Raw genomic sequence first — 12,205 nt, forward strand, 5'->3', positions numbered from 1 at the left:
ACGTGCCCGAGGGCGATACCGTCCACCGCGCCGCGCGGCGCCTGAACGAGGTGCTCGCGGGGCGCGAGGTGACGCGGTGCGACATCCGCGTGCCGGCGTTCGCGACCGTCGACCTCAGCGGGCAGACCGTGCATGAGGTCGTCGCGATCGGCAAGCACCTGCTCATGCGCATCGGTGAGACGACCGTGCACTCGCACCTCAAGATGGAGGGCTCGTGGCACGTCTACCGGCCCGGCAGCCGGTGGCGACGACCGGCGTTCGAGGCGCGCATGGTGCTCGAGGTGGGCGCGGCGCCCGACGGCGCCAACGAGACCGGCTGGCAGGCCGTCGGCTTCGCGCTCGGCGAGCTCGAGCTCGTGCCCACCCGCGACGAGGAGTCGATCGTCGGCTATCTCGGCCCCGACCCGCTCGGCCCGGCGTTCGACCGCGACGAGGCCCTCCGCCGCCTCACCGCCGACCCCCAGCGGCCGATCGGCCTCGCTCTGCTCGATCAGCGGAACGTCGCCGGGCTCGGCAACGACTACCGCAACGAGGTGCTGTTCCTCCGCGGCATCCTTCCCGAGACTCCGATCGGGCAGACGGATGCCGGGGCCGTCCTGGACCTCGGCGTGCGTCTCATCCGCGCCAACCGCGACCGCGTCGAGCGCGTCACGACCGGCGACACCCGGCGCGGCAGGCGGGTCTGGGTCGCGCACCGCGAGCACGAGCCCTGCCGGCGGTGCGGCACGCGCATCCGCATGGGGATGCTCGGCGACGACGCCCTGACCGAGCGGCAGACGTTCTACTGCCCGACCTGTCAGCGCTGAGCCGCCGCCGGCTGCGCTGCTGCCAACCGACCTATTGCGCGTCGGGCTCGAGCGTGCGATACCCCTTCGGCCGCCACGCGGCGATGCGCAGGCACGTCGCAGCGACGAGCGCGAGCACGCCGCCCGTCACGAGCGGCCCCGAGAGCTCGCTCGCGATCGTCGGGAGGACGAGCGCGGCGCGGTCGAAGCCCGCGGTGCTCGCGTCGAGGAAGGCGTTCTGCGCGTAGAGGATCGCGCCGATGCCGAGCAGCAGCGTGGCCCCGCCCACGATCCACAGCGCGCGGAGCCACGGGTTGCCGACGACGACGAGCTCGAGCGAGCGCTCCGGCTTCTCGGCGCGCGCCGCGACGCTCGGCGCCGCCTGGCCGCGCGGGCCGGGAGCGGCGCTCGGCGCCACCATCCCCTCATCGAGCACGGGGCGGGGGTCGGCGGCTCGGGCGGGCGCGCGGCGGACCGGGGCGGTCATCGGCGCGTCGGCGCCCGCGCGCTGGTAGACCTCGGGGAATCGCGGGTCGATTCCGGGTGAGCGGTCGTCGGTCACGGCGGGTCCTTCCGTCGGCGCCAGCATACGTCCGGCCGCGTCGATGTCGGATGCGCCCCGGTAGCCTCACAGCGTGCCCCGCTCCTCCGCCCTCGCGCTCGCCGCGCTGCTCGTGCTCGGCTCGCTCGCGGGCTGCTCGCCCCTCCCGGTCGAGCTGCGCGAGCCGGACCGCGGGGTGCCCGGCGCACCGGGCACGGGCACGGGCGGCGGGTCGGGCGGCGGCTCGGGCTCTCTCGGCGAGCCGACCGGCACGGGCACGATCGCGTCGATCACCGACGGCGACACCGTGCGCCTGCGCGTCGGCGGCGACGAGCTGCGCGTGCGGCTCATCGGGCTCGACACCCCCGAGGTGCGCGACCCTCTCGAGTGCTTCGGGCCGGAGGCGACGGCCGCGCTCGAGGCGCTCGCGCCCGTCGGCAGCGAGGTCGGATACGCCTACGACCGCGACCCGCAGGACCGCTACGAGCGCGAGCTCATGTATCTCTACGCCGCCGACGGCACCCTCATCAACCTCGAGCTCGTCGCAGAGGGCTACGCCGAGGCCATCCGCGTCGAGCCCAACGACCGCTACTGGCCCGAGCTGCAGGCCGCCGAGCGCGCGGCCCGCGACGCCGGCCGCGGCCTGTGGGGCAGCTGCCCGGCCCCTTAGTCGGGCCGGACTCCGAACCGCGCTAGAGCGGGTTGAGCGGCGCGATCAGCTCGGGCCCGTCGCCGCGCAGCGGCGCGACCTCGTGCACCGCGAGCCGCTCGATCACCGGCTGCGACGCCGCGACCGCGTGCTGCACGAGCGCGTGGTCGCCGGCGATCGTGGGGTCGAGCCAGGTGTCCCACTCCGAGCGCGGCAGCATCACCGGTATCCGATCGTGGATGCGCGCCGCCGGCCCCGCCGCCGCCCGCGTCAGAATCGTGGCGGTCAGCACCCACGGCTCCGGCTCGGTGCCCTTCGACCCCTCGGCGACCGGCGGCCGCCACCACGAGTACAGCCCCGCGAAGGCGAGCTCGCCCTCCTCCGGGTCGGTGACGAAGTACGGCGTCTTGGTCTTCCCGACCGTGAGCCACTCGTAGTAGCCGTCCGCCGGGACGATCGCGCGGCTGCGCACGACCGAGGATCGGAAGGTCGGCTTCTCGGCCGCGGTCTCGCTGCGGGCGTTGAAGGTCGGGTACTTCGACGCGAGCTCCTTGGCGAACCGCGGCACGAGCGACCAGCGCGCGGTCGTCACGCGGCGAGCGACCGGCGCGTCGGCGCCCGAACCGGCCAGATCCTTCGGCACCGTGTCGACGACGACGAACACCCGCTGCGTCGGCGCGATGTTCCAGCTCGGCGGCAGGCGCACCTCGTCGACCTCATCGGCCTCGAAGTAGCGGCCGAGCTCCTCACCGCTCTTGGTGTTCGCGTACCGACCGCACATGCTCGCTCAGTCCCGTCCGGAGCTCAGAGCCCGGGGCTCAGAACTCGTAGTCGACGCACGATTTGTCGGCGACGACGCTCCGCACGAACGGGCCGACGGCGACGTGGTCGGGGTGCGCCTGGTAGGCGGCGAGCGCCTCGGCGTCGTCGTGCTCCGAGACCAGCACGACGTCCCAGTTCGCGTCGACCTGGCCGATGTCGCCGCGCACGACGAGCGACCGCAGCCCGGGGATCACGCCGACGAGCGGCTCGAGCCGCGAGCGCATCCCCTCGATCGCGGCGGCCCTGCCCTCCGCGTCGGGAGCCTGCAGAGTCCACGAGACGATGTGCCTGATCACTGATCCTCCAGAAGTGCGGAACGGAGGCGGGTCTCGTCGACCCGCCAGATGGTGTGCACGGCGTCGTCGATGAGCACGACCGGGATCTCGTCGCGGTAGCGCTCCAGCAGAGCTTCGTCGTCGAGGATGCTGCGCTCCTCGAATCCGACGCCGCCGACCTCCCCGACGACGCGGGTCACGATCGCGCGCGCGTCGTCGCACAGGTGGCAGCCGGGTCGGCTGAGCAGCGTCACGGTCGTCGCGGGCACCAGCCCAGCCTACGGCCGGACGTATGCTGGCAGGGATGTCCACCTCGCCCGGCAGCGCCGCCGACTCCCCGTCGCCGACGCCCATCCTCGCGTTCTTCGACATCGACAACACGCTCATGCGCGGCGCGAGCATCTTCCACATCGGCACCGCCGCGTGGCGCGAAGGCTTCATCCGGCTGCGCGATGTGCTCGGATTCGTCTGGGCGCAGGCCCGATTCATCGCCGTCGGCGAGAACACGCGCCACCAGCTCTCGGTCCGCGAGCGCGCTCTCGCGCTCGTCGCCGGCCGCACGGAGGGCGAGCTCACGCGCCTGGCCGTCGACAGCTACGAGCGCTCGATCCACCAGCGCCTGATCCCCGAGACGGTCGCGCTCGCGCGCGAGCACCGGGCGAAGGGCCACGAGGTGTGGCTGCTCAGTGCGACCCCGGAGGCGATGGCGAGCGTGATGGCGCAGCGGCTGGGCCTGACCGGGGCGGTCGGCACGCGCATCCGCAGCCGGGGCGGCGTGTTCACGGGCGAGCTCGACGGAGCGATCATGCACGGCGCGCGCAAGGCCGAGGTCGCGGAGGCGCTCGCGGCCGAGCGCGGGGCGAGGCTCGCCGACTGCTGGGCGTACAGCGACAGCCGCAACGACATCCCCCTGCTCGCGCTCGTCGGCAACCGGGTCGTCGTCAACCCCGACACCGCACTGTCGCGACACGCACGGGCGCACGCCTGGCCCGTGCTCACCGCCGGAGCGGCGAGCGTCCGCGCGGCGCGCAAGCGCATCCGCCGCGAGGCCCGCGCCGTGCTGCGCTCGGGCCGCCGAGACGATCGGCGCGAGGCGCAGGGAGACCCGCACGAGGACGAGCCCGGCGACGGCCGGCGCGGCTGACTGGTCGCGCAGCGCCGGCGTCAACGCGAAAGCGCCCGACCCGAGGGTCGAGCGCTTGCGGTGAGCGGATGCTCTACTTCTTGTTGCGACGCTGGTGACGCGTCTTGCGCAGCAGCTTGCGGTGCTTCTTCTTCGCCATCCGCTTGCGGCGCTTCTTGATGACAGAACCCATGAAAAACCTCTGATCTTCAGCCTGAACGAACCGGTGGCCCGTTCAGACCCGGTCATGTACCGCAGAAGTCTAGCGCAGGCACCAGGCGCGCCGTGCGGGCGGGCGGAGACGCGGCGGGATGGCGAGGAGGCGGCGGGCGGGCGATCGCCCGCCCGAGCTCAGCCGACGTCGGCGACGGGCGGGCGCACGGCCGCGGCGACGGCCGACTCGGGAATGCGGAAGGAGCGCCCGAAGCGGATCGCGGGCAGCTCGCCGGCGTGCACGAGGCGGTAGACCGTCATGGTGGAGACGCGCATCATGTCGGCCACCTCGGCCACGGTGAGGAAGCGCACCTCAGAGAGATCACGGGTCATCCGCTGTGTCCTTCGTCCACGCGCGAGCCGCCGGGCTGACGGGGTCGCGCGTTGAAACTGTAGGGGCTGGTGTGGCGGGTGTAAAGCGACCCGAACGGGGGCTGTCTCAGCGCTCGTCGCGGCGCCACTGGAGGCGGCGGGTGACCTTCTCCTGCACGTCGTGCAGCTGCTCCTGCACGTCGGCGAGGCGCCCCTGGGCCCCCTGGATGGCCGAGCGCGCCCGGTACGAGGCATCGGCGGCGGCGCGGCCGACGGAGCTGCCGGCCTGCTCGACGTCGGCTCCGGCCCACGCGGCGAAGATCGGGACGCTCGCGCCCGACTCGGCGTCGTCGAGAGCCAGGAACGGCAGGAGGAAGTCCTCGACCTCCTCCAGGGGCTCCACATCGATGCGGTAGTAGCGGTGCTGACCCTCGTCGCGCACGTGCACGAGACCGTGATCGCGCAGCACCTTCAGGTGCTTGGAGACGGTCGGCTGCGTCGCGTCCATCCGGTCGACGAGCTCGCCCACGCTCAGCTCGCCGCTCGAGGAGACGAGCGCCGCCTCGCGCAGGTGCTCCAGCAGCTCTCGACGCGTGGCGTCGGCGATCACATCGAAGATGTCGGCCATGGGTCAAGGCTAGTCAGCCCGGCGCGGGAGTACCATGACACCGGCCCGCGGGCCGAGGGGAGATGAGGATGTCCACTGCGACCCGGTCGGGCGTGCGCCGCGATGACGGGGTCGGCCCGCTGCGAGCGCTGCGGTCCGCGCTCGCGAACGTCACGACATCCTCGCCCGCCCGATTCGCGATCGTCGTCTTCACGGCGCTCATCCTCATCACGACCGCGCTGCTCTCGCTGCCGATCGCCCGCGTCGGCGAACGGGAGTGGACCCCCCTCGCCGACGCCCTCTTCACCGCCGTCTCGGCGATCTGCGTGACGGGGCTCACCGTCGTCGACATGTCGTCGCACTGGTCGATCTTCGGCAACGTCGTCATCGTCCTCGCGATGCAGATCGGCGGCATCGGCGTGCTCACGATGGCGAGCATCCTGGGCCTCGTCGTGGCGAAGCGCATGGGGCTCCGGGCGAAGCTCGTCGCGGCCTCCGACACGAATCCCTCGCGCGTGCACGCGGGGCCCGTCTCCGAGTCGCAGGCCGTGCGCCTCGGCGAGATCGGCACGCTGCTCGCGACCGTCGCCGCGAGCGCGATCATCATCGAGCTGGCGATCACCGCGCTCGTCGTGCCGCGCCTGCTCATCGAGGGGTTCGACGCGTGGTCGGCGATCTGGATGGGCTTCTACCTCGCGCTCTCGGCCTTCACCAACACCGGTTTCGTCCCGTTCCCGCAGGGGATGGAGATCTTCGCGAGCGACATCTGGATGCTGTCGGTCCTGTCGATCGCCGTCTTCCTCGGCGCGATCGGGTTCCCCGTCATCTTCGCGCTCGCGCGGTGGGTGAAGTCGCGCGCCCGCCTCTCGGTGCATGCGAAGCTCACGCTCACCACGACCCTCATCCTCCTCGCCCTCGGCTGGATCGCGATCGGTCTGCTCGAGTGGGGCAATGAGGGCACGCTGGGCGGCCAGGACCCGTGGAACCGACCGCTCACCGCGGGGTTCATGTCGATGATGACGCGATCGGGCGGCCTCGCGACCGTCGACGTCGGCGCGATGAACGGCTCGACACTGCTCGTCATGGACATGCTGATGTTCGTCGGCGGAGGCTCGGCCTCGACCGCGGGCGGCATCAAGGTGACGACGCTCGCGGTGCTGTTCCTGGCCGCGCTCGCCGAGGCGCGGGGCGTTAAGGACATGGAGGCCTTCGAGCGCCGCATCCCCGTCGACGTCCTGCGTCTCGCCGTGAGCGTCGTGCTGTGGGGGGCGACGATCGTGTCGGCGGCGTCGATCGCGGTGCTGCACATCACCCAGGCTCCGCTGGATCTCGTCCTGTTCGACGTCATCTCCGCCTTCGCCACGTGCGGGCTCTCGACGGGCCTGACGGGCCCCGAGCTCGCCGAACCCGCGAAGTACGTGCTCGCGGCCACGATGTGGGCGGGGCGCGTTGGTACAGTGACCCTCGCCGCGGCGCTCGCCGCGAGCCACCGCCGGCAGCTCTATCGCCGCCCGGAAGAGAGGCCCATCGTTGGTTGAGCGCATCCGCCACGACGCCCCCGTCCTCGTGATCGGGCTCGGCCGCTTCGGCGCCGCGACCGCGGGGCAGCTGCAACGGCTCGGCCGTGAGGTGCTCGCCGTCGACGAGGACCCGAACCTCGTGCAGAAGTGGGCCGAGCGCGTCACGCACGCCGTGCAGGCCGACGCCCGCTCGATCGACGCCCTCCGGCAGATCGGCGCGCAGGACTTCTCGATCGCGGTCGTGGCGACCGGGTCGTCGATCGAGTCGAGCGTGCTCATCACCGCGAACCTCGTCGACCTCAAGATCCCGCAGATCTGGGCGAAGGCGATCAGCCAGTCGCACGGCAAGATCCTCGCCCGCATCGGCGCGAACCACGTCATCTACCCCGAGGCCGAGGCCGGCGAGCGCGTCGCGCACCTCGTCTCGGGCCGCATGATCGACTTCATCGAGTTCGACGACGACTTCGTGCTCGTGAAGATGTACCCGCCGAAGCCCATCCGCGGCCTGTCGCTGACGGAGTCGGAGGTGCGCTCGAAGTACCGCATCACGGTCGTCGGCGTGAAGAGCCCGGGCAAGCCGTTCACCTACGCGACCGAGCAGACGGTCGTCTCGAACCACGACCTCATCATCGTCTCGGGCACCGAGGCCGACATCGACCGGTTCGCCTCGCTCGACAGCTAGACCCCTCTACGCGCCGGCGGCGAGCTCGCGGGCTCGAGCGAGCGCCGCGGCCGTCGCCCGCTCGAACATCCCGGCGAGGTCGGCCTCCTGCATGACGGCGATCGCGCGCTCGGTGGTGCCCTTGGGGCTCGTCACCCGGCGGCGCAGCTCCTCGGGGTCGGCGCCGGTCGACTCGAGCAGGAGGGTGGCGCCGAGGAAGGTCTCCTGCACCATGAGCCGGGCGACGTCGTCGTCGAAGCCGAGGGACTGCGCGGCGCGGGTGAGCTCCTCGATGAGGAGGAAGACGTAGGCCGGGCCCGAGCCCGACACGGTCGAGAGCGCGTCGATCTGCGACTCGGGGAGCTCGATCACAGTGCCGACGGTGCGGAAGAGCGCGGTCGCGAGCGCGAGCTCGGAGCGATCGGCGCGGGACCCGGCGCTGATACCGGTCACCCCGCGGCCGATGAGCGACGGCGTGTTCGGCATCGCCCGCACCACCGGGTTCGCGACGACCGCCTCCATCGACGCGGTCGTGACGCCCGCAGCGACGCTCACGACGAGCGCGCCCGGGTCGAGCGCGGGCCCGACCTCGGCGAGCAGGCCGGTGATCTGCACGGGCTTCACGCCGAGCACGACGACCCGGGCGCCCTCGACGGCCCAGTCGTTCGCCGCGCTGTCGTGCTCGATCGCTCGGGCCTCGACGCCCTGCGCGCGCAGGGCGGCCGCGGAGGCCTCGGTGCGCGTGGTGACGCGCACGCCCTCGACCGCGACCTCGGGACGGCGGAGTCCGGCGAGGATCGCGCCTCCCATCGAGCCGGTTCCCAGGATGGCCGTGGACGGCAGTGGCGAGCTCATGCCACGAGTGTAGGTTGGAGGACCTACGGCAAGCGGCGGATCGACCGATGGAGGGCGAAGGCATGAGCGCGACCGGAGACAGCACGACGGCCCGGGGAGTCGCGGCGCAGGGCGCCGGGAACGGCACCCCGGCGCAGGGTGTCGACCCGCGCGAGGCCGCCGCGATCCGCGAGGTGCTCGTCCTCACGCCGGGCGTGCAGAGCGTCGGCGAGGTCGTCATCCACCGTCACGGCAGCGGCGCGCTCGTCACCGCCGTCCTCGGCTTCGGGCCCTCCACGCCGGTCGCCGATGTCGTCGCCGTGCTGCGCGAGGTGAAGGCGGGCATCCGCGCCGCCGCCCCCACCATCTCGGCGATCGTGCTCGAGCCGGACGTCGCGGGACCGCGCGACGACATGGACACGCCGACCGACGTCATCGTCATCCGCGGCGCCGACTAGCGGCTCTGCCAGGATCACGTCATGGAGTTCCTCTACTCGTTCCTCGTCGTCGGCCACGTGATCGGTCTCGCGGCGATCATCGGTCCCTTCCTGCTGCAGATGCGAAGGAACGACGGCTTCGCGATCACCGCCGTCCTCGGCGGGGCGATCACGCAGCTCGTCACCGGCATCCTCCTCACCGGTCTCGCCGAGGGTCTCGACCGCGACCTCGACTACGCGAAGATCATCACGAAGCTCGTGATCGCCATCGTCGTCTTCGTCGCGGCGCTCCTAGGCTGGCGCAAGGCGCGCTCGGGCAGCAACGACCGCTCGATCAAGCCGTTCTTCCACGCGGCGGGCGGGCTCGCGCTCGTCAACGTCGTCCTCGCCGTCTTCTGGTGATGAGGACGCGATGAGCGCCTCGGGAGGCTCGAAGGCGATCATCGCCGCACTGCTCGCCAACACCGGGATCGCGGTGACCAAGTTCATCGCGTTCCTCGTCTCGGGCTCCAGCGCGATGCTCGCCGAGAGCGTGCACTCCGTCGCCGACGCCGGCAACCAGCTCCTGCTGCTGATCGGCGGGCGCCGGTCGCGGCGGGAGGCCGACACCGAGCATCCCTTCGGCTACGGGCGCGAGCGGTACGTCTACGCGTTCGTCGTGGCGATCATCCTGTTCTCGGTCGGCGGGGTCTTCTCGCTCTACGAGGGCATCGCCAAGCTGCGCGAGCCGCACCCGCTCGAGAACGCGTGGCTGCCGATCGTCGTGCTCGTCATCGCCATCGCGCTCGAGAGCTTCTCGCTGCGCACCGCGGTCCGCGAGTCGAACCAGGTTCGCGGCGATCAGTCGTGGGTGCAGTTCGTCCGTCGGGCGAAGTCGCCCGAGCTCCCGGTCGTCCTCCTGGAGGACGTCGCCGCGCTGCTCGGCCTGGTTCTCGCCCTGATCGGCGTGGGGCTCACCATCCTCACGGGCGACTCCCTGTGGGACGCAATCGGGACGATCATGATCGGGCTGCTCCTCGTGCTCGTGGCGATCGTGCTGGGCATCGAGACGAAGAGCCTGCTCGTCGGCGAGGGCGCCTCCCGGGAGGACGACGCGCGCATCCGCGCCGTGATCTCCGGGCACGGGGCGGTGTCACGCCTGATCCACATGAAGACGCTCTACCTGGGGCCGGACGAGCTGCTCGTCGCGGCGAAGGTCACGTTCGACGGCGGCGAGCCGATCGAGCAGGTCGCCGAGTCGATCAACGCCCTCGAGGCCGAGCTGCGCGAGGCCGTGCCGCACGCGCGCGTCATCTACATCGAGCCGGGGCTCAGCGCCGCGCCCGGAAGAACTCGCTGAGCAGAGCCGCGCTCTCCTCCGCGAGCACCCCGCCCACGACCTCGGCGACGCGGATCGGCAGGCTGCGGTCGCGCAGCACGTCGAGCACGCTCCCGGCCGCCCCGGCCTTGTCGTCCCACGCGCCGAAGACGACGCGCGGGATGCGCGCCGACAGGATGGCCCCGGCGCACATGACGCAGGGCTCGAGAGTGACCACGAGCGTGCATCCGCTCAATTGCCAGTCGCCGGATGCCGCGGCCGCTTCGCGCAGGGCGACGATCTCAGCGTGGGCGGTCGGGTCGGCGAGGCGCTCGCGCTCGTTCCGCCCCCGACCGATGATGCGACCCTGCGCGTCGAGCACGACGGCTCCGACGGGGACGTCGGCGGTGGCGAGCGCCACGCGGGCCTCGACGAGCGCCGCGCGCATGGCCTCGCGGTCGCGCTCGGACACTGCGGTCATCGCCACCTCCGTTAGATTGAGCCTATGCGAGTGCACGTAGCCGACCACCCTCTGATCACCCACAAGCTCACGGTGCTCCGCGACGAGCGCACGCCCTCGCCGACCTTCCGCGCACTGACGGAGGAGCTCGTGACCCTCCTCGCCTACGAGGCGACGCGCGACGTGCGCGTGGAGGAGGTCACGATCACGACCCCCGTGACCCAGNGCATGCTCGACGGCATGGTCAAGCTCGTGCCGAGCGCCGAGGTCGGGTTCCTGGGCATGGTGCGCAACGAGGAGACCCTCGAGCCGAGCGTCTACGCCGAGCGCCTGCCTGAGGACCTCTCGAACCGCCAGTGCTTCGTGCTCGACCCCATGCTCGCGACGGGCGGCTCGCTGCTGTCGGCGATCGAGTACCTCTTCGACCGCGGAGCGCAGGACGTCACCGCGATCTGCCTGCTCGCCGCCCCCGAGGGTCTTGCGGCGATCGAGAAGGCGGTGGAGGGCCGCGACGTGACGATCGTGCTCGGCGCCCTCGACGAGCGCCTCAACGAGCACGGCTACATCGTGCCGGGTCTGGGGGATGCCGGCGACCGCCTGTACGGAACGGTCGGCTGAGCCCCTCCCGCCCGTCCGACCTCGATCCGGGTCCGGGTCCGCGTGTGTCGTCGTGTGTCGCGGTGGCGGCGGGGCGCCTTGACCGCGCGCGAGCGCGGCGAGGATACTGTCGGGCATGACCGTCCACGCGCTGCCCCCGACCTCCTTCGAGGCCCCTGGGAACGCCGGCATGATGCCGCGGCGCACGGACGATCGTCGTCGACCGCGCGCGTGACCGCCGCCCGCCCGCCGCTGATCGCCTCCCGCATCGGACACCGATGACCGACCGACACGACCCCCGCCTCTCCGCGAGCGCCGAGCCCTTCGACTCCGCCGAGACCGCCCGGCCCGCGACCGGTGACGCCTCGCGTCAGCGCGCGGTGCCGTCGGGAACGGAGGCCCGCGGCTTCGTGCTCTACGTGGGCCTCGACGAGCGCAAGGCCGCCGCGGCCGGCATCGACCTGGGTCGCCTGGTGAGCGAGCTCAAGCGCGTGACCGCCGAGCTCGCCCCGAGCGCCGAGACGCACGCCGCCGTCGCTCTCGCCCCGACCGGCGCGGGCGGCCGCGACGTCGAGGTGGTGCGCCTGGCCCTGCAGGATCCCGCGGCGCTCGCCCGCTATCGCCGCACCGAGTCGCCCACCGAGCGCATCGTGCCCGGCGTCGTCATCGACATCTCGCGCAAGCGCGTGGTGCTCGATGGCGAGACGGCGTCGCTCACCTACAAGGAGTTCGAGCTCCTGCAGTACCTGGTTCTCCGCGAGGGCCGCACGATCGACCGCAGCGAGCTCATCTCGTCGCTGTGGTCTGAGGGCTCCGATGAGGACGGGGACGTGCCGAACGAGCGCACGATCGACGTGCACGTGCGCCGCCTGCGCTCCAAGCTCGGCGGCTACGAGGACATCGTGCGCACAGTCCGCGGCGCCGGGTACCGGTTCGACCGTCACGCCGACGTGTCGATCACGTACTCCTCGACGCCCTCGCCCGACTTCTTCTAGCGAGGGCTCGCCCGGCGCGGGCGCGCGATAGTGGGGCACGATCCGGTCGCGCGCAAGCCCCTGCCCGCTCCCCCCGT

The 12,205-nt window shown here is 72.2% G+C and carries 19 protein-coding genes and 1 pseudogene; 11 read left to right on the top strand and 9 right to left on the bottom strand.

What is annotated here, in order from left to right; genetic code table 11:
* Window positions 1-2: 2 nt before the first annotated feature.
* A complete protein-coding gene (locus ASG83_RS03820; protein WP_055857354.1) occupies window positions 3-806 on the top strand; it encodes a DNA-formamidopyrimidine glycosylase family protein in 804 nt (267 codons plus the stop codon).
* Window positions 807-837: 31 nt separating this feature from the next.
* On the opposite strand, the gene ASG83_RS03825 is transcribed toward ASG83_RS03820, so the two are convergent.
* Complete coding sequence (locus tag ASG83_RS03825) at window positions 838-1,347, bottom strand: hypothetical protein (RefSeq protein WP_055857357.1); 510 nt, start codon at window positions 1,345-1,347, stop codon at window positions 838-840.
* A 73-nt stretch (window positions 1,348-1,420) separates the two neighbouring features.
* Between ASG83_RS03825 and ASG83_RS03830 the strand changes: the two genes are divergently transcribed.
* Window positions 1,421-1,996, top strand: coding sequence for a thermonuclease family protein (locus tag ASG83_RS03830; protein ID WP_055857359.1), 576 nt, complete (start codon window positions 1,421-1,423; stop codon window positions 1,994-1,996).
* A gap of 22 nt (window positions 1,997-2,018) precedes the next feature.
* Here the strand turns inward: ASG83_RS03830 and ASG83_RS03835 are convergent, their stop codons facing one another.
* From ASG83_RS03835 to ASG83_RS03845, 3 genes are read right to left on the bottom strand one after another with little or no spacing between them, the layout of a single operon-like run.
* Window positions 2,019-2,756, bottom strand: a complete 738-nt coding sequence (locus ASG83_RS03835; protein WP_055857362.1) for an SOS response-associated peptidase — start codon at window positions 2,754-2,756, stop codon at window positions 2,019-2,021.
* A 37-nt stretch (window positions 2,757-2,793) separates the two neighbouring features.
* Entirely contained in the window at window positions 2,794-3,093 is a 300-nt protein-coding gene (locus ASG83_RS03840; RefSeq protein WP_055857365.1) for a Dabb family protein, read from the bottom strand.
* Window positions 3,090-3,341, bottom strand: a complete 252-nt coding sequence (locus tag ASG83_RS03845) for a glutaredoxin family protein (protein ID WP_055857368.1) — start codon at window positions 3,339-3,341, stop codon at window positions 3,090-3,092. The genes ASG83_RS03840 and ASG83_RS03845 overlap by 4 nt, the downstream gene beginning before the upstream one ends.
* A gap of 35 nt (window positions 3,342-3,376) precedes the next feature.
* Between ASG83_RS03845 and ASG83_RS03850 the strand changes: the two genes are divergently transcribed.
* Window positions 3,377-4,216 (top strand): HAD family phosphatase, encoded by an 840-nt coding sequence (locus ASG83_RS03850; RefSeq protein WP_082599060.1) that lies wholly within the window; start codon window positions 3,377-3,379, stop codon window positions 4,214-4,216.
* A gap of 73 nt (window positions 4,217-4,289) precedes the next feature.
* On the opposite strand, the gene ASG83_RS12390 is transcribed toward ASG83_RS03850, so the two are convergent.
* The 3 genes from ASG83_RS12390 to ASG83_RS03860 all read right to left on the bottom strand — a co-directional run bounded on the left by ASG83_RS12390 (window position 4,290) and on the right by ASG83_RS03860 (window position 5,348).
* Entirely contained in the window at window positions 4,290-4,388 is a 99-nt protein-coding gene (locus ASG83_RS12390; protein WP_003792170.1) for a 30S ribosomal protein bS22, read from the bottom strand.
* A gap of 158 nt (window positions 4,389-4,546) precedes the next feature.
* On the bottom strand, window positions 4,547-4,741 hold the full coding sequence (locus ASG83_RS03855) for a helix-turn-helix domain-containing protein (protein WP_055857371.1): 195 nt from the start codon (window positions 4,739-4,741) through the stop codon (window positions 4,547-4,549).
* 106 nt (window positions 4,742-4,847) lie between these two features.
* The gene (locus ASG83_RS03860; RefSeq protein ID WP_082514826.1) at window positions 4,848-5,348 is read right to left on the bottom strand and encodes a helix-turn-helix transcriptional regulator; all 501 of its coding nucleotides are present in this window, start codon (window positions 5,346-5,348) and stop codon (window positions 4,848-4,850) included.
* A gap of 68 nt (window positions 5,349-5,416) precedes the next feature.
* On the opposite strand from ASG83_RS03860, the gene ASG83_RS03865 reads away from it, so the two are divergent.
* Both ASG83_RS03865 and ASG83_RS03870 read left to right on the top strand, forming a co-directional pair.
* A complete protein-coding gene (locus ASG83_RS03865) occupies window positions 5,417-6,865 on the top strand; it encodes a TrkH family potassium uptake protein (RefSeq protein WP_055857374.1) in 1,449 nt (482 codons plus the stop codon).
* Window positions 6,858-7,529, top strand: coding sequence for a TrkA family potassium uptake protein (locus tag ASG83_RS03870; RefSeq protein WP_055857377.1), 672 nt, complete (start codon window positions 6,858-6,860; stop codon window positions 7,527-7,529). Before ASG83_RS03865 ends, ASG83_RS03870 begins: the two co-directional genes overlap by 8 nt.
* 6 nt (window positions 7,530-7,535) lie before the next feature.
* On the opposite strand, the gene proC is transcribed toward ASG83_RS03870, so the two are convergent.
* Entirely contained in the window at window positions 7,536-8,363 is an 828-nt protein-coding gene (gene proC, locus ASG83_RS03875; RefSeq protein ID WP_055857380.1) for a pyrroline-5-carboxylate reductase, read from the bottom strand.
* Between the two features lie 62 nt (window positions 8,364-8,425).
* Here proC and ASG83_RS03880 point away from each other — a divergent pair, with 62 nt between their 5' ends.
* Genes ASG83_RS03880 through ASG83_RS03890 form a run of 3 tightly spaced genes read left to right on the top strand, consistent with a single transcriptional unit; the run spans window position 8,426 to window position 10,118 of the window.
* Window positions 8,426-8,800, top strand: a complete 375-nt coding sequence (locus ASG83_RS03880; protein WP_156710933.1) for a hypothetical protein — start codon at window positions 8,426-8,428, stop codon at window positions 8,798-8,800.
* A 21-nt stretch (window positions 8,801-8,821) separates the two neighbouring features.
* Entirely contained in the window at window positions 8,822-9,181 is a 360-nt protein-coding gene (locus tag ASG83_RS03885) for a hypothetical protein (RefSeq protein ID WP_055857387.1), read from the top strand.
* A gap of 10 nt (window positions 9,182-9,191) precedes the next feature.
* Window positions 9,192-10,118, top strand: a complete 927-nt coding sequence (locus ASG83_RS03890) for a cation diffusion facilitator family transporter (RefSeq protein ID WP_055857388.1) — start codon at window positions 9,192-9,194, stop codon at window positions 10,116-10,118.
* Here the strand turns inward: ASG83_RS03890 and tadA are convergent.
* The gene (gene tadA, locus ASG83_RS03895) at window positions 10,090-10,557 is read right to left on the bottom strand and encodes a tRNA adenosine(34) deaminase TadA (RefSeq protein WP_055859220.1); all 468 of its coding nucleotides are present in this window, start codon (window positions 10,555-10,557) and stop codon (window positions 10,090-10,092) included. The two genes, ASG83_RS03890 and tadA, sit on opposite strands and share 29 nt — an antisense overlap.
* 24 nt (window positions 10,558-10,581) lie before the next feature.
* Between tadA and ASG83_RS13110 the strand changes: the two genes are divergently transcribed.
* From ASG83_RS13110 to ASG83_RS03905, 3 genes and pseudogenes are all read left to right on the top strand, one after another.
* Window positions 10,582-10,761, top strand: a 180-nt coding sequence (locus tag ASG83_RS13110) for a uracil phosphoribosyltransferase (RefSeq protein WP_304437680.1), incomplete at its 3' end; no start/stop codon positions are given.
* A gap of 1 nt (window position 10,762) precedes the next feature.
* Window positions 10,763-11,154, top strand: a pseudogene (gene upp / locus ASG83_RS03900) (uracil phosphoribosyltransferase); the annotation flags it as partial.
* Window positions 11,155-11,411: 257 nt separating this feature from the next.
* Window positions 11,412-12,128 carry a winged helix-turn-helix domain-containing protein gene (locus tag ASG83_RS03905; RefSeq protein WP_082514825.1) on the top strand — a complete coding sequence of 239 codons (717 nt, stop codon included), beginning with the start codon at window positions 11,412-11,414 and terminating at the stop codon, window positions 12,126-12,128.
* Window positions 12,129-12,205 lie beyond the last annotated feature (77 nt).

The sequence above is a fragment of the Yonghaparkia sp. Soil809 genome (genome assembly GCF_001429705.1).
In the GTDB taxonomy this organism is placed as follows: Bacteria; Actinomycetota; Actinomycetes; order Actinomycetales; family Microbacteriaceae; genus Microcella.